Below are 15,186 nucleotides of genomic sequence, written 5' to 3' on the forward strand. Positions count from 1 at the left end.
GTGCTCGAGCAGCGCGACGGCGAACTCCTGGGGGCGCTCCACGTGCGGTGAGTGGCCCACCCCGGGCAGCAGCACCTCGCGGTAGCTCCCGCCGCTGGCGGCGTAGCGGTCGAGCACCGAGCGGGTCTGGGTGACCATCGGCTGGGCCGGGAAGACGGCGTCCCCCGGCCAGCCCGGGACCGCTCCGAGCGCTCCCAGGTGCGCGAGGTCGAAGACCGAGGCGTCGGACACGATCGCGTCGGCGTCGCCGCGGACCCACAGCACCGGCGGCCGCACCGGCAGCTCGGTGATGCCCGACAGGTCCAGCACCGTCGGCGCCATGGTGTTGAGGACGCCGCGCTCCCCCGGCGCCGTCCCGGGCCAGTCGGCCGTGGGCACCGCGTCACCCGGGTAGTGGTCGACGCCGGTGCGGGTGGTGAGCATCGAGCCGACGAAGACGTCCTCCAGCTGCGGGTCCAGCGGCAGCGAGCCCGGCGCGACGTAGAACGCGCGCAGCACCGACCGCGGGCTGGCCGGGCCGTCGGCCGAGGTGTCCCCCGCGGCCAGCGCGGCGACGAAGTCCGGGTTCGCGGCCCCGGCGCCGGAGCCGGTGCCCTCGGGGTGCACCCGCTGCCCGTCGTGGCCGACGGTGCCCCCGAAGCCGTACGGCGACACCGGCGCCACCAGCGCCACGGAGGCGACCCGGGCCGGGTCGTCGAGCAGGCGCTGGAGGACGACGCCGGCGCCCATGCTCCAGCCGACCAGGTGCACGCGGTCCAGGCCGAGCGCGTCGACGAGGGCGCCGAGGTCGTCGGCCCAGTCCCGGACACCGCGCCGGGCGTCGACCGGCAGCGGGTCGGTGCTCCCGAAGCCGCGCAGGTCGACCGCCAGCGGCCGCCAGCTCGGGTCGAGGGTGAGCAGCTGCGGCTGCCAGAAGGCCGCCGAGCTGACGTTCCCGTGCACGAAGAGCACCGCGTCGCCGCCGCCGAAGGGGTCCACGCCCTCGGCGTGCAGCACCTGCTGGGTCAGCCGGGCGGTGGGCACCGCGGTGGCGGCGATCCCGGGGAGCAGCAGGTCAGTGGGCATGGGCAGGCTCCCCGAGGTCGTGCCGGGTCCGCTCCCGGCGTCCGGGGCAGGGTAGTGCGGGCCGCCGCGCGGGGACAGCGAGTCCCCGCTCTGCCGGGGTCGCCCACCTACCATCGACGGCGATGGCGAGCACCCGGGTCGGCAGTCGCCCACCCGTACGCCGGGTCGCCCGTCCGACTCCCCCACGACGACGGGGCCCGCGCCGCAGGATCGGGCCCTTCGTGCTCATCACGGTGCTGGTCGCCATCGGGGGCCTGAGCCTGCAGACCCGCCACGACGAGGAGGCACCCGCCGCGGTGGCCAGCCGGTGCTCGATCCCCGGGCAGGACGTGGAGCTCACCACCGAGCAGGCCGCCAACGCCGCCTCCATCGCGGCCGTGGCCCGCTCCCGCGGCCTCCCACCGCGGGCCACGGTGATCGCGCTGGCCACGGCCCAGCAGGAGTCCCGGCTGCGGAACCTCGACTACGGCGACCGGGACTCCCTCGGGCTGTTCCAGCAACGGCCCTCCCAGGGCTGGGGGTCCGCCGAACAGGTCCGGGACCCGGTCTACGCGGCCGGGAAGTTCTTCGACCACCTGGTCGAGGTGCCCGGCTGGGAAACCGGGGACCTGACGACCGTGGCAGACGCCGTGCAGCGCAGCGCGTTCCCGCTCGCCTACCGACAGTGGACGGGCCTGGCCGAGGCCCTGGCTCCGGTGCTCCTGTCCGACCAGCCCGGGCAGCTCTCCTGCAGCTTCATGCCGGCGGCCGAGGTCGCCACCGTGGCCGACCGCGCGCCGGCGATCACCGACGCGGTACGGCGGGAGGCGGGTACCCCCACCCTCGAGGCCGGCGTGGTCTCGGTGGCCGGAGCGGGTTGGCCGGAGGCGAGCTGGGCGGTGGCGCACGCCGACCGGTTCCAGCTCACCGCCGTGGTGATGGACGGCTGGCGGTGGACGCCGGGCTCCGGCTGGGAGAACACCCCGAGCGCCTTCGCCCGGCCGCTCCAGCTGCACCTTGGGTGAGCGCTCATTCCGCCCCGACCAGGACGACGACCAGCAGCGAACCGGCGGCCAGCGACGCCAGCGCCCGCACGGTGTTCCAGGCCGTCCACCGGCGCAGGTAGTCCGTCCACTGGCCGACCGCGGTCCCGTCGGCCCGGGCCAGCGCGTCGTTGAGCGGCACGTTCGCCAGCACGGTCACCCCGACCACCCCGACCAGGTACAGCCCCACCCCGACCAGCACGGCCGGCCGCCGGTCCCCGCCGAGCTCCCAGCCGCCGACGACCAGGCAGAGCAGCGCCGTCCCGAACAGCAGGCCCGTGAACACCGGCCGCACCGCGGTCCGGTTCACCGACTGCATCGCGGCGATCCCACCGGCACCGGGCAACGCGGCGAGCGCTGGCATCACCATCAGGCTGAACACGGCGAAGGCACCGGCCACGACGGCCGCGCTGAGCCCGGTCGCCAGCAGGACGACGCCGCGGACGCTCACGTCCAGCACCCTGCGGCCGCGCTGCGCCGCACCGCGTCGGCCAGGTCGGTGGGCGGGCGCCCCAGCACCTGCTGCACGCCGTCGGCCGGCCGGGAGTTGCGCCCGTCCAGCACCTCGGTGAACAGGTGCGTCAGCAGGTCCAGGACGTCGTCGGGCACCCCCTCGGCGGCCATGGCCTCCCGGAACCCGGCCGGCGACACCGGACGGAAGGTGACCGGTCGGCCCATCGCCGCGGCGCACTCACGCACCGCCTCGGCGAAGCCGAGCGCGCGGGGCCCGGTCAGCTCGTACGTCCGCCCCGCGTGTCCGTCCGCCAGCAGGGCCTCGACCGCCGCGTCGGCCACGTCGTCGGCGTCCAGGAACGGCTCGACGACGTCGCCCACCGGCAGCGCCAGCTCCCCGGCCTGCAGGGCCGGTGCGAACTGGCCCTCGGTGAAGTTCTGCACGAACCAGCTGCAGCGCAGCACCGTCAGCGCCAGCCCGGCGGCGTCGGCGACCGCCCGCACCGAGCGCTCGGCCGCCTGGGCGCCCGGCTCGCCGCGGCCGGAGAGCAGCACGACCCGATGCACCTCGGCGGTCGCCGCGCACCGGGTGAAGGCCGCGAGCGTCTCCGCGGCCCCCGGCACGGCCAGGTCCGGCGCGTAGGCCAGGTACACCCCGGTCACGCCGGCCAGCGCCGGCTCCCAGGTGCCCGGCTGGTCCCAGTCCAGCGCGCAGGCGCTGTGCCGGGAAGCCGCCCGCACCCGCCTGCCCCGTGCCTCCAGGCGCTGCACCACGCGGCCGCCGGTCGTACCGGTGCCGCCCGTCGCCAACGTCAGCTCTCGTGTCATGCGCTCAGTCCAGCGGCCCGGATCGAGACGGGCCATCGTCGAGACGCCCGAGCGCATGCGCGAGCGTCTAGGTTCGCCGTCATGGACGCCGTCGCCGCGTTGCTGAACGGCCCGCGGGCCAGCGGCGCGTTCCTGCTGCGCTCGGTGCTTCAAGCGCCCTGGTCGATGCGGATCGCCGACGAGGCGCCGCTGACGGTGCTGGCGGTGCTGCGCGGGTCGGCGTGGGTGCTCACCGGCGGGCGGACGGAGCAGCTGGGCGCGGGCGCCGTCGCCCTGCTGCGCGGGCCGGAGCCCTACACGGTGGCCGACGACCCGGCGACGGCCCCGCAGGTGGCGGTCGGGCCCGGGCAGGTGTGCACCCCGCTGGGCGCTGCGGTGATGGCCGGCCTGGGCACCCGCACCTGGGGCAACGACGCCGACGGGGAGACCACCCTGCTGACCGGCACCTACACCGCGCCGGGCGCCGTCGGCGAGCGGCTGGTCCGGGCGCTGCCCGCGCTGGTCGTCGTCCCGCCCGACGCGGGCACCGCCGCGGTCACCGCGCTGCTGGCCGCGGAGATGGCCCGCGACGCCCCCGGTCAGGACGCGGTGCTGGACCGGCTGCTGGACGTCGCCCTGGTCAGCGCGCTGCGCGCCTGGGCGGCCCAGCCCGGCACCGACGCACCCGGCTGGTACCTGGCCCACGGCGACCCGGTGGTGGGTCCCGCGCTCCGCCTGGTGCACGACCGCCCGGCCGAGCCCTGGACGGTCGGCTCGCTGGCCGCCACGGTCGGCGTCTCCCGGGCCACGCTGGCCCGGCGCTTCACCGACCTCGTCGGCGAGCCCCCGATGAGCTACCTCACCGGCTGGCGGATCGCGCTCGCCGCCGACCTGCTCGCCGACCCCGCGCTCACCGTCGCCGGCATCGCCCGGCGGGTCGGGTACGCCACCCCGTTCGCGCTCAGCACCGCGTTCAAACGGGTCACCGGGGTCAGCCCGGCCGTGCACCGCAGCGCCGTCGGCTAACTGGCCAGGCGCTCCACGGCGGCGTCGATCCGCTCGTCGGTCGCGGTGAGCGCCATCCGCACGTGCCGGCTCCCGGCCGGTCCGTAGAAGCTGCCGGGCGCGGCGACGATGCCCAGGCCGGCGAGCCGGTCGATCGTCGTCCAGCAGTCCTCGTCGCGGCTGACCCACAGGTAGAGCCCCGCCTCGGAGTGGTCGATCCGGGCGCCGGTCCCGCGCACCGCCGCCGCCAGCCGGTCCCGGCGCCGCCGGTAGCGCTCCCGCTGGGCCGTGACGTGCTCGTCGTCGGCCAGCGCCGCGGCCATCGCCGCCTGCACCGGGGTGGGCACGAGCAGGCCGAGGTGGCGGCGCACCTCCCACACCCGGCGGACCAGCGCGGGATCGCCGGAGAGCAGGCCCGCGCGGTAGCCGGCCGCGGTCGACTGCTTGGACAGCGAGTGCACCGCCAGCAGGCCGGTGTGGTCGGCGCCGGCGACGTCGGGGTGCAGCACCGAACGCGGGACGACGTCCCAGCCCAGCTCGACGTAGCACTCGTCGGCGACGACCGGCACCCCGTGGGCTCGGCCCCAGGTGACCCATGCTCGCAGCTCGTCGTCGGTCAGCACCCGGCCGTGCGGGTTGCCCGGCGAGTTGAGCCAGACGAGGACGGCGTCGCCCGGGTCGGCCGGCGGGGTGTCGGTGCGCAGCACCTGCAGGCCCGCGACGACCGCCCCCACCTCGTAGGTCGGGTAGGCGACCTCCGGGATGAGCACCGTGCCGCCACGCGGGAGCCCCAGCAGGGTGGGCAGCAGCGCCACCAGCTCCTTGGAGCCGACGGTCGGGATCACCGACGGATCGGCACCGAACGGGTCGGCCACCTCGACCCCGAGCCGGCGGGACAGCCAGCCCGCCGCCGCTCGCCGCACGTCGGCGGTGCCGAGCGCCGTCGGGTAGCCCGGGGCGTTCCCCGCCGCGGCCAGGGCCAGGCCGAGCAGCGGCGGGGTGGGGTCGACCGGCGTGCCGATCGAGAGGTCGACGACGCCGTCGGCGTGCTCGGCGGCGCGGGCACGCGCCGCGGCCAGCGCGTCCCAGGGGAAGTCCGGCAGCCGGACCGTGCTCACTCGCCCTGCGGGGGCAGCGCGGCCACGAGCGGGTGGTCCTTGTTGATCTTCCCGGTCTTGGCAGCGCCACCGGGGCTGCCCAGGTCGGAGAAGAACTCCACGTTGGCGTTGTAGAAGTCCTTCCACTTGTCCGGGACGTCGTCCTCGTAGTAGATGGCCTCCACCGGGCACACCGGCTCGCAGGCGCCGCAGTCCACGCACTCGTCGGGGTGGATGTAGAGCATCCGGTCGCCCTCGTAGATGCAGTCCACCGGACACTCGTCGATGCACGCCTTGTCGAGGACGTCGACGCAGGCCTGGGTGATGACGTAGGTCACGGGTTCCTCCGGGGCGAGTTCCCTGGCAGGCCAGGGGCGTGTTCGATCACCGCAAGTATCACCCTCGGGCTCCCGGGTCGGCGCGACGGGTGGGCGGGACACGACCCGGTGGCCGGCCGCTCGACGCGCCGACGGAGGATCGCGGCATGGGACAGCGCCGTTCACCGCTCGGCGTCGAGGACCTCGAGCGGGTGGCCGCCCGTGGCTGGCGCGCGCTCGAGGAGCACTCCCTCGGCGGGTGGCTGCTGCGTGCCGGCGGCGGGTTCACCGGGCGGGCCAACTCCGCGCTGGTGGTCGGCGACCCGGGCGTGCCGCTGCCGACCGCGGTGGGCGCCGTCGCCCGCTGGTACGACGACCGCGGGCTGCGGCCCGCCGCCCAGCTGCCCGGCGTGCAGTCGCGCGCCGCCGACGCGGCGTTCGCGGCGGCCGGCTGGGAACGGGACGAGGACACGCTGGTCCTGACGGCGCCGGTCGGGCGGCCACAGCCGGTCGACGTCCCGGTCGCGCTGGCGTCGTCCCCCGACGAGGCCTGGCTGGCCGGCTACCACCACGGCGGGCAGCCGCTGCCCGCGGTCGCCGTCGAGGTGCTCACCAGCGCTGCGGACGTCGTCTTCGCCTCCGTGCGCCTGGCCCCCGCCCCGGCCCCGCTGGCCGCGGTGGCCCGCGGCGTCCTCACCGACGGCTGGCTCGGGGTCACCGCGGTCACCGTCGCCGAGGAGCACCGTCGACAGGGGGTGGCCACCGCGGTGATGACCGCGCTGCAGGCCTGGGCCGCCGGACGCGGTGCGCACTCCGTCTACCTGCAGGTGGTCGGGAGCAACGCCGCCGCGCGGGCGCTCTACCGGCGGACGGGCTTCATCGAGCACCACCGCTACCACTACCGGCGCCGGGTGGGCTGACCGGAGCGCCCAGCACCTTGCCGACGGCGAACGCCGCGGCGAGGACGCCGAGCAGCAGGAACCCCAGGGTCGTCGTCGAGGTGACGGCGTCCCCACCGGGCAGCAGCAGGTCCCCCTCGGGACGGCGCATGGTCGCGCCGACCGCGATCACCAGCCACACGACGGCGGGCAGGACGGCGACCAGCCGCGACCCCGACAGCCGCCGGGCCGCGCCGGCCAGCAGCAGGTTGCCGACGACGGCGGCGAGCAGCGAGATCGGCACCGGGATGCCGGCGAGACGCCACGGCAGCCAGAAGACCTCGACCAGGGCGAGCCAGGCCGCGACGACGACGGCGGCGACCGCCCAGCCGAGCAGGTGCAGCGCCCTCATCCGGGCAGGCCGGCGAACAGGTCGTCCTCCCAGCCCTGCTCCCCCGGTCCGGCGGGCCCGCGGGTGCCGCGGACCAGTCGGTAGTGCTCGGTGCCCAGCACCGCGTGCCCGAGGTTGTTGGACAGCGCGAAGAAGGGCCCGTCGACGGTCATCTGCGTCGGGTGCGCGCGCATGGCCGCGTCCTTGCGGTCGGCGTGGGCGCGGCCGTCGACGGCGGTGGTGACGACGTCGTCGGCCACCGCGAACGGGACGTCGTCCAGGTCCCCCAGCCCCTCGAACGGCGACGCCTCCCCCAGCGCGGCCATGGCGTCGATGCCGGCCTGCACCACCGAGCGCGGCATGGCGTTCCAGTAGACCTTGGCGACCTCCCAGGCCGGGCCGAGGTCGGGGCGGTAGCCGGGGTCGGCCGCGGCGTCGACGGCGCCCATCGCGACGCGGTGCGCCTGGATGTGGTCCGGGTGGCCGTACCCGCCGACCTCGTCGTAGGCGACCAGCACCTGCGGGCGCACCTCCCGGACGACGGCCACCGCGTGCGCGACGGCCTCGCCGAGGTCGGCCCGCCAGAAGGCCCGCGGCTTGTCGTTGGCCGGGGTGTCCATCATCCCGGAGTCGCGGTAGCGGCCGGCGCCGCCGAGGAAGCGCCAGTCGGTGACCCCGAGGGCTGCCATCGCGGCGGCGAGCTCGCTGATCCGGTACCCGCCGAGCTGGTCGGCCTGGTCGGCGGCGAGCTGGGCCAGCGCGGGCACGAGCACCTCACCCTCCTCACCCAGGGTGCAGGTGAGCACGGTGACGGAGGCGCCCTCGGCGACGTAGCGGGCCATGGTCGCCCCGTTGTTGATCGTCTCGTCGTCCGGATGGGCGTGCACCAGCAACAGGCGTCGAGAAGTGCTCACGCGGAGATAATCCCGGACAGCACCCACGCGGGTGAGCGGGGCTCCCGACCGCACCACCACGCCCGAAGGGCTGTCGAGTGCAGGCACGGGGCCCGGAGGGCTCCTGCCTGCCCTCGACGAAGCGGCTCAGCGACAGCCGGGACGGCTCCTGGGCGCGGTGCGGCCCGTCAGGGTCGCCGTGTCACAGTCGCGATGTCAGAGCACCGACTGGACCTCGGCGAAGTGGCAGGCGTTGAGGTGCCCGGTGCCGCGGTCGGCGAGGGCCGGGTCGTCGGTGCGGCACTTCTCCCGCCGCCCGTCGTCCAGGACGTTGGCGAACTTCTGGCAGCGGGTGCGGAACCGGCAGCCCGAGGGCGGGTTCGCCGGGCTGGGCACGTCGCCGGAGATGATGATCCGCTGCCGGGCACGCTCGCGGCGCGGGTCGGGCAGCGGGATCGCCGACAGCAGCGCCTGCGTGTACGGGTGCGCCGGGCGGTCGAACAGCTCGTCGCGATCGGCGATCTCGATGATCCGGCCGAGGTACATGACCGCGACCCGGTCGGAGATGTGCCGGACGACGGACAGGTCGTGGGCGATGAACAGGTAGCTCAGGCCGAGGGAGTTCTTCAGGTCCTCGAGCAGGTTGATCACGCCGGCCTGGATGGAGACGTCCAGCGCGGACACCGGCTCGTCGAGCACGAGCACCTTCGGCTGCAGGGCCAGGGCACGGGCGATGCCGATGCGCTGGCGCTGACCGCCGGAGAACTCCGCGGGGTACCGGTTGGTGTGCTCGGGGTTGAGCCCGACGGTCTCGACCAGCCCCCGCACCCGGCTGCGCAGCTCGTCGTTGCTCTTCGTCAGGCCGTGGATCACCAGCGGCTCGGCGACGATGTCGAAGACCGGCAGCCGGGGGTTGAGCGAGGCGTACGGGTCCTGGAACACCAGCTGGATGTCGCGGCGCAGCGGGCGCATCTGCTTGCGGTTGAGCCCGACGATCTCCCGACCCTGGAAGACCACCGACCCTCCGGTGGCCGGCTGCAGGTTGAGGATGGCCCGGCCGGTGGTCGACTTGCCGCAGCCGGACTCCCCGACCAGGCCGAGGACCTCTCCGGGGTAGAGGTCGAGGTCGATGCCGTCGACGGCCTGCACCGCGCCGACGGTGCGCTTGATCAGCCCGCCGCCCTTGATCGGGAAGTGCTTCTGCAGGCCGCGCACGCTGAGGATCGGCTCTCCGCGACCCGTCGCGCCGCTCCTGGTGCGCTCGGTGGTGGGAGCGCTCATGCCCGGTCTCCGTCCTTCGTGCCGCGGTGGGTGCTGATGACGCTGCCGGTGTCGGGGACGTCGGCGGCGGGTTCGGTCTGGTCCGGCGGCGGGGTGTCGCCGGCGGTCGTGTCGCCGGCGCCCTCGCCGAGCGCCAGGTCGGCCGGCAGGGCGTCCCCGGCCAGGACGGCGTCCGTCGCCGTCCCGCTGAACACCTCGGCGGCGTGGCCGTGCGCCCGCTCCACCTGCTCGGTGCGGATGCAGGCGGCCTCGTGCCCGGCGCCGACCTGGAACAGCGGCGGCTCGGCCGCGTCGCACTCGTCGATGTGCAGCGGGCAGCGCGGCGCGAAGGGGCAGCCGGGCGGCATGTTCACCAACGAGGGGGGCGCACCGAGGATCGGCGTCAGCCGCTCCCGGGTCGGGGCGTCCAGCCGGGGCAGCGACCCCAACAGGCCGAGGGTGTAGGGCATCCGCGGCTCGTAGTAGATGTCCTCGACGCTGCCGACCTCGACCGGCCGGCCGGCGTACATGACCAGCACCCGGTCGGCGATCCCGGCGACCACGCCGAGGTCGTGGGTGATCATGACCATCGCCGCGCCGGTCTCCTGCAGCGCCGTCTGCAGCACCTCGAGGATCTGCGCCTGCACGGTCACGTCCAGCGCGGTCGTCGGCTCGTCGGCGATGATCACCTCCGGCTGGTTGGCCATGGCGATGGCGATGACCACGCGCTGGCGCATGCCGCCGGAGAACTCGTGCGGGTAGGAGTGCACCCGGTCGCCGGCGTTCGGGATGCCGACCAGCTCGAGCAGCTCGACCGCGCGGGCCTCGGCGGCCTTCGACGACAGCGACGAGTCGTGAGTCCGCAGCGTCTCCTCGATCTGCGCCCCGACCTTGTAGACCGGGTCCAGCGAGGTCATCGGGTCCTGGAAGATCATCGAGACGCCCTTGCCGCGGATCCGCGACATGCTGCGGTCGCTCTGCCCGAGCAGCTCCTGGCCGCGGTACCTCACCGAGCCGGTGACCCGGGCGGAGCCGGGCAGCAGGCCCATGACGGCCAGCGAGGTGACCGACTTGCCGGACCCGGACTCGCCGACGATGCCCAGCACCTCACCGGAGCGCAGCGTGTAGTCGACGCCGCGGACGGCGTGGACCAGGCCGTCGTCGGTGGGGAACCGGACGTTGAGGTCGGTGACCTGCAGCAGTGGCGCAGCGGCGTCGAAGCCGGGCAGGCTCTGGGTGCGACCGCGGCTGATCGTCCCGGTCGAGGAGACGGCGGTCGCGCCGGTGGTCCCGGGGGTGGACATGGTTCTCTCCGGTCTCAGCGCTGTCAGGCCCGCACGCGGCGGTTGCTCGGGTCGAAGGCATCCCGGATCCCGTCGCCGATCAGGTTGATCGACAAGACGATGATCAGCAGGGTGATGCCGGGGAAGTAGAAGAGCCACGGGCGGGTCGACGCGGCCTGCACGCCGTCGGAGACCAACCGGCCCAGCGACGTGGCGTTGGGGTCGTTGACGCCGAAGCCCAGGTAGGTCAGGGACGCCTCGAGGATGATCGCGTTCGCCGCGGCGAGCGTCGTCCACACGATGAGGGAGCCCAGCGCGTTGGGGATCAGGTGCTTGAAGATGATCCGGCCGTTCGACGCGCCCAGGGAGTGCGCCGCCTCGACGTACTCCTTCTCGCGCAGCGACAGGAACTGGCTGCGCACGATGCGCGCCAGGTCCAGCCAGCCGAACAGGCCCAGGATGATGCCGACCCCGAGCGGCGTCCGGGAGCCGGGGAAGTTGCTGGCCACGACGATCAGCACGACCAGCAGCGGCACCGTGAGGATCAGGTCGACCACCCGCATGAGGACGCTGTCCACCCACCTGCCGAAGTAGCCGGCCAGCGCGCCGACGAGCAGGCCCACCGGCAGGGCGATGACGATGAACAGCAGCACGATGAACAGCGACCGCTGGACACCGGACATGAGGCCGGCGAGCAGGTCGCGGCCGATGGCGTCGCTGCCCAGCAGGTAGCCCTGGGTGCCCGGCCGGACCGACTGCGCCCCGGAGTCGAGGTCGGAGTAGGTCTTGCCGTCGACGAGCGGGCCGATGAAGCCGAAGACGAGCAGCAGGCAGAAGACGACCAGTCCGGTCATCCCGACCTTGTTGTGCAGGAATCGGCGGACGATCTGCTGCCGCTGACTGCGGGCCTTGACGGTGAACTCGCGCTCGACCCCGGCGCCGCCCTGGGGTGCCCCGGGCACGGCCGGCTGCACGCCGCCGGCGGTGGTGCTGGCCTGGGTGGTGGCCATGGTGGTCTCTCTCTCTGAGGGGGTCGGCCGCTCAGGCCAGCCGGATCCGTGGGTCGAGGACCGCGTACAGGATGTCGGCCACGAGGTTGAACACGACGATGAAGATCGCGCTGACCAGCAGCCAGCCGAGCACGACGTTGATGTCGTTCTGGCCGATCCCGTCGAGGATCAGGTACTCCCCCATGCCGTGCCAGACGAACACCTGCTCGGTGATGATGGCGCCGCCGAACAGCGTGCCGATGCCCAGCGCCACGACCGTGGTGAGCGGGATCAGCGCGTTCCGCAGCCCGTGCTTGACCACGGTGCGCCGGTAGGTCAGCCCCTTGGCCCGCGCCAGGCGCATGTAGTCCGAGCCCAGCACGTCGAGCATCGAGGCGCGCTGGAACCGGCTCCACGCGGCGAAGGTCAGCAGCGCCAGGCTCAGCGTCGGGAGCACGAGGTGCCCCAGCCGGTCTTGCCAGAGCTCCCAGCCGCCGGCGTACAGCGACAGCCCGGGCGTCTCCTCACCGAGGGTGTAGACCACCTGGCTGCCGACCAGGTCGTTGATCCCGCCGGCGACGAACTCCTTGAGCAGGGCGGCGAACCAGAAGGTCGGCAGCGCGATGAGGATGTAGGCGATGAAGGTGAAGGTGTAGTCCGAGGGCTTGTACTGCCGGACCGCACCGATGACGCCGACGATGATCGCGAGCAGGACGGCGATGACGACCGCGCCGATGATCATCCGGCCGGTCACCGCCAGCCGCGGGCCGAGCTGCTCGGCCACCGGCGTGCCGTTCACGGTGTTGCCGAAGTCGCCGGTGACCGCGCCGGACAGCCAGTTCCAGTACCGGACGAAGAAGTTGTCGTTCAGCCCCAGCTGCTCGCGCAGGTTCTCGAAGAACGCCGGCGGCGGCTGGGGGTTGCGGTTGTAGTACTGCGCGAGCGGATCGAAGCTGGTCGCGCAGAGCGCGAACACCAGGAACGAGCTCACCAGCAACACGAGGACCGACGCCAGGATGCGCCGGATCGTGAAGAAGAACATGCGGTGACCTTACGCCGACAGCGGAAGTCGTCCGGGCGGAACGACCAGTGCAGCGAACTCCCCTCACCGGTTCCGCGCAGCTCGGGCGGAACCTCGGTCCAGGAGGACATCAGGGCGGACGCGTCGACGCACGGGACGGTCATCGGCGCGACACAGCGGTGTCACATCGTGCCCGGACAGACCTCGGCCCCCGGGGGGTGTGCCCGGGGGCCGAGGTCCGTCCGCGGCCGGCTCCGCGGAGCGGGGCCGAGCCGGAGGGCGGTTGGTGCTCCCGCTGTGCCGGGCAGGGTGCCCGGCACAGCGGGTGGTGCGGTGCTGCGTGCGGCTCAGTACCGTCGGGGGACCCGACGGGTCACTGCACCGTCCAGGTGGACGCGTTCCAGAGCGGGCCGGCCTGCGTCGGGTTGTCCTCGACGCCGGAGACGGTGCTGGTGTACGCGATGTAGGTCGGCTTCTGGTACAGCGGCAGGGTCGCCATCTGCTCCCAGAGGGCCGCGTCGATCTCGTTGCCGGTCGCCGCGACGGCCGACTCGTCGGTCTCGGTCAGCCACCGGGTGAGCAGGGCATCGATCTCCGGCGTGCCGGTCCGGGAGTAGTTCTGCTGGACGGCACCCCCAGCACCCTCAGGGGACTGGTAGATCGGCGGGGTGTTCGAGATGAACGGGCTGCCGACCCAGGCGAACAGGGCGACCTGGAAGCCACCGGCGACGAGGCTGGTGGGCTTGTCCGGGCCGGCGAAGATGTCCGGGTTGGCGTTGAAGACGCCCTCGATGCCGGCGGCCTTCAACTGCGGGATCATGACGTTGATCGTCTGCTCGCGCAGCGGGTTGCTGGCCGTGGTGTCGATCTTGAACGACAGCCGCTGCGAGCCCTTGGCGTAGATGCCGTCGGAGCCCAGGGTGTAGCCGGCCTGCTCGAGCAGCGCCTTGGCACCGGCGGTGTCCTGCGCCTTGTACTGCTCCGGCGCGTTGTCCTGGTACTGCTCCTGGGTGTTGAGCCAGACGCGGTTGTTCAGGACCTGGGCGTCGGAGGAGAACTGGCCGACGGTCTGGTCGACGATCTCCTGCCGGTCCATCGCCATCGCGAACGCCTGACGCACCCGGACGTCGCTCAGCAGCGGGTCGGTGGTGTTGAAGTCCAGGTGCTCGAACGTGATGCCGAAGTTCACGTCGCTCTCGACGTTCGGCTTGAGGGCGTCGATCTGGGCCACCAGGTCCAGCTGCGGCTGCGGGTAGATGACGTTCAGCTCGCCGCTCTTGAGCGCCTGCACCTGAGCCGTCGGGTCGTTGCCCACGCCCTGGATGACCAGCTGCTCGAGCTTGGGCTTGTCACCCCAGTAGTTCTCGTTGGGGGTGAGGACGACGATCTGCTGACCGTTGTTGATGTTGGACTTCTTCAGCTGCCACGGGCCGCCGGAGATGTCCTGCGGCAGACCGTCGGCGATCGGCCAGCCGGTGCTGATGTAGGCGCAGTTGGCCTCGGGGCTGCCCTGGTCCATCACGTGCTTGGGGAAGACCGGGTTGTTCGACCCCGAGAAGAGGGCCTTCCAGTCGGCGTACGGGGAGAGCGTCACGGTGACGGTCTTGCCCTCGTCCGACCCCTCGACCGCGGTGATCTTGTCGTAGCCGGAGGTGCTCAGCAGCGTCTCGCACCCACCCTGCGCGGGGTCGGAGGACTTCTGCAGGTTCCAGCTGAACTCGAAGTCGTCCGCGGTGATCGGCTCGCCGTCGCTCCAGTTGGCGTCCGGGTTGATCTTGTACGTGACCGTCTGGGTGTCCCCGGCGACCTCGGAGGTGGGCTCCTCGGTCAGCAGCTGGTCGTCGTACTTGATGGAGAGGTCGGGCTGGACGAGGTACGCCTGCGGGAGCAGCTGCGCCTCGATGTTCGCCACCGACAGGGCGTTCCCGGCCGAGATCAGCGGCATCAGGTTCTCCGGCCAGTCGGTCGCCTCGCCGTAGACGACGCGGCCGGAACCGGAATCGCTGCCACCGCCCTCGCTGTCGCTGCCGCCACCGCACGCCGACAGGGCCATCGCACCGGTGAGCCCGGTGGCGATGAGCACTGCACTGCGCTTGCTCAACTTCACGTTCGAATGCCTCCTCGACCCGCATGTGCGGGGGGAACGTCCATGTCCGACCGCCCCGGGATCGGGGGGCTGACTGGCTGCCTGCGGAACCACACCCTGTCGAAGACCTGTCCGGAGACTGTCCTGCAGGGAGCGACGGGCCGACATTAGGCAGGTGCCGGAGACCCGTCGAGGACCGTCACCATTTTGTGACCTCGCCTCACGATCAGGGCCATCTCACCGGAACATCACCGCAACATCGGGCCTCTCGCGGGAGGAATTCCGGTCCAGTGGTGGGCCCCCGGGAAGAGATGATCTTCGCGTCCCCCACACGGGCGACCCCACGTGTGCCCGCCCCCGGGCTGGGTATGCGGGCACTGATCGCATCGGACCAGAGGAGGCCCACATGAGCGCCATGGACAAGTTGCAGAACAAGGCCCAGGAGCTGGCAGGACAGGGCAAGGAGGCCGCCGGCAAGGCGACCGACGACAAGGACCTGCAGGCCGAGGGCCACAAGGACCAGGCCGCCGGCAACGCGAAGCAGGCCGGCGAGAAGGTCAAGGACATCTTCAAGTGACCTGCGGTCACTGACCAGCACCACCGAGAGCGCCGTCCCTGG

General features: G+C 73.1%; 16 protein-coding genes. 4 read left to right on the plus strand and 12 right to left on the minus strand.

Going from position 1 to position 15,186, the window contains the following annotated elements; all coding sequences use genetic code 11:
- On the minus strand, positions 1 to 1,065 hold a 1,065-nt coding region (locus FHL79_RS07795), incomplete at its 3' end, for an alpha/beta hydrolase (RefSeq protein WP_138758048.1).
- A gap of 221 nt (positions 1,066 to 1,286) precedes the next feature.
- Here FHL79_RS07795 and FHL79_RS07800 point away from each other — a divergent pair.
- Positions 1,287 to 2,069 carry a hypothetical protein gene (locus tag FHL79_RS07800; RefSeq protein WP_138758049.1) on the plus strand — a complete coding sequence of 261 codons (783 nt, stop codon included), beginning with the start codon at positions 1,287 to 1,289 and terminating at the stop codon, positions 2,067 to 2,069.
- A 4-nt stretch (positions 2,070 to 2,073) separates the two neighbouring features.
- Here FHL79_RS07800 and FHL79_RS07805 read toward each other — a convergent pair whose 3' ends face one another.
- Both FHL79_RS07805 and FHL79_RS07810 read right to left on the minus strand, forming a co-directional pair.
- Positions 2,074 to 2,538, minus strand: coding sequence for an anthrone oxygenase family protein (locus FHL79_RS07805; RefSeq protein WP_218938371.1), 465 nt, complete (start codon positions 2,536 to 2,538; stop codon positions 2,074 to 2,076).
- Positions 2,535 to 3,368, minus strand: coding sequence for a Rossmann-fold NAD(P)-binding domain-containing protein (locus FHL79_RS07810; RefSeq protein ID WP_171058072.1), 834 nt, complete (start codon positions 3,366 to 3,368; stop codon positions 2,535 to 2,537). The genes FHL79_RS07805 and FHL79_RS07810 overlap by 4 nt, the downstream gene beginning before the upstream one ends.
- 81 nt (positions 3,369 to 3,449) lie before the next feature.
- Between FHL79_RS07810 and FHL79_RS07815 the strand changes: the two genes are divergently transcribed.
- Positions 3,450 to 4,373, plus strand: coding sequence for an AraC family transcriptional regulator (locus FHL79_RS07815; RefSeq protein ID WP_138758051.1), 924 nt, complete (start codon positions 3,450 to 3,452; stop codon positions 4,371 to 4,373).
- On the opposite strand, the gene dapC is transcribed toward FHL79_RS07815, so the two are convergent.
- The gene (dapC, locus tag FHL79_RS07820) at positions 4,370 to 5,470 is read right to left on the minus strand and encodes a succinyldiaminopimelate transaminase (protein WP_138758052.1); all 1,101 of its coding nucleotides are present in this window, start codon (positions 5,468 to 5,470) and stop codon (positions 4,370 to 4,372) included. The two genes, FHL79_RS07815 and dapC, sit on opposite strands and share 4 nt — an antisense overlap.
- Positions 5,467 to 5,787 (minus strand): ferredoxin, encoded by a 321-nt coding sequence (gene fdxA / locus FHL79_RS07825; RefSeq protein WP_014739194.1) that lies wholly within the window; start codon positions 5,785 to 5,787, stop codon positions 5,467 to 5,469. The genes dapC and fdxA overlap by 4 nt, the downstream gene beginning before the upstream one ends.
- Before the next feature lie 146 nt (positions 5,788 to 5,933).
- On the opposite strand from fdxA, the gene FHL79_RS26120 reads away from it, so the two are divergent.
- Entirely contained in the window at positions 5,934 to 6,686 is a 753-nt protein-coding gene (locus FHL79_RS26120) for a GNAT family N-acetyltransferase (RefSeq protein ID WP_138758053.1), read from the plus strand.
- Here FHL79_RS26120 and FHL79_RS07835 read toward each other — a convergent pair.
- From FHL79_RS07835 to FHL79_RS07865, 7 genes are all read right to left on the minus strand, one after another.
- Entirely contained in the window at positions 6,643 to 7,056 is a 414-nt protein-coding gene (locus tag FHL79_RS07835) for a hypothetical protein (protein ID WP_138758054.1), read from the minus strand. The two genes, FHL79_RS26120 and FHL79_RS07835, sit on opposite strands and share 44 nt — an antisense overlap.
- Complete coding sequence (mshB, locus tag FHL79_RS07840) at positions 7,053 to 7,949, minus strand: N-acetyl-1-D-myo-inositol-2-amino-2-deoxy-alpha-D-glucopyranoside deacetylase (protein WP_138758055.1); 897 nt, start codon at positions 7,947 to 7,949, stop codon at positions 7,053 to 7,055. The genes FHL79_RS07835 and mshB overlap by 4 nt, the downstream gene beginning before the upstream one ends.
- Before the next feature lie 195 nt (positions 7,950 to 8,144).
- Positions 8,145 to 9,209, minus strand: a complete 1,065-nt coding sequence (locus tag FHL79_RS07845) for an ABC transporter ATP-binding protein (protein WP_138758056.1) — start codon at positions 9,207 to 9,209, stop codon at positions 8,145 to 8,147.
- Positions 9,206 to 10,492, minus strand: a complete 1,287-nt coding sequence (locus FHL79_RS07850) for an ABC transporter ATP-binding protein (protein WP_138758057.1) — start codon at positions 10,490 to 10,492, stop codon at positions 9,206 to 9,208. The genes FHL79_RS07845 and FHL79_RS07850 overlap by 4 nt, the downstream gene beginning before the upstream one ends.
- Positions 10,493 to 10,515: 23 nt before the next feature.
- A complete protein-coding gene (locus FHL79_RS07855; protein ID WP_138758058.1) occupies positions 10,516 to 11,481 on the minus strand; it encodes an ABC transporter permease in 966 nt (321 codons plus the stop codon).
- 31 nt (positions 11,482 to 11,512) lie between these two features.
- On the minus strand, positions 11,513 to 12,502 hold the full coding sequence (locus FHL79_RS07860; protein WP_138758059.1) for an ABC transporter permease: 990 nt from the start codon (positions 12,500 to 12,502) through the stop codon (positions 11,513 to 11,515).
- A gap of 352 nt (positions 12,503 to 12,854) precedes the next feature.
- The gene (locus tag FHL79_RS07865; protein WP_171058073.1) at positions 12,855 to 14,588 is read right to left on the minus strand and encodes an ABC transporter family substrate-binding protein; all 1,734 of its coding nucleotides are present in this window, start codon (positions 14,586 to 14,588) and stop codon (positions 12,855 to 12,857) included.
- Positions 14,589 to 14,973: 385 nt separating this feature from the next.
- On the opposite strand from FHL79_RS07865, the gene FHL79_RS07870 reads away from it, so the two are divergent.
- Positions 14,974 to 15,144: a CsbD family protein gene (locus tag FHL79_RS07870; protein WP_014739185.1), complete on the plus strand. Its 171-nt coding sequence runs from the start codon at positions 14,974 to 14,976 to the stop codon at positions 15,142 to 15,144.
- Positions 15,145 to 15,186 lie beyond the last annotated feature (42 nt).

Origin of the sequence: Modestobacter altitudinis, from assembly GCF_005930475.1 — a bacterium.
Classification (GTDB): Bacteria; Actinomycetota; Actinomycetes; order Mycobacteriales; family Geodermatophilaceae; genus Modestobacter; species Modestobacter altitudinis.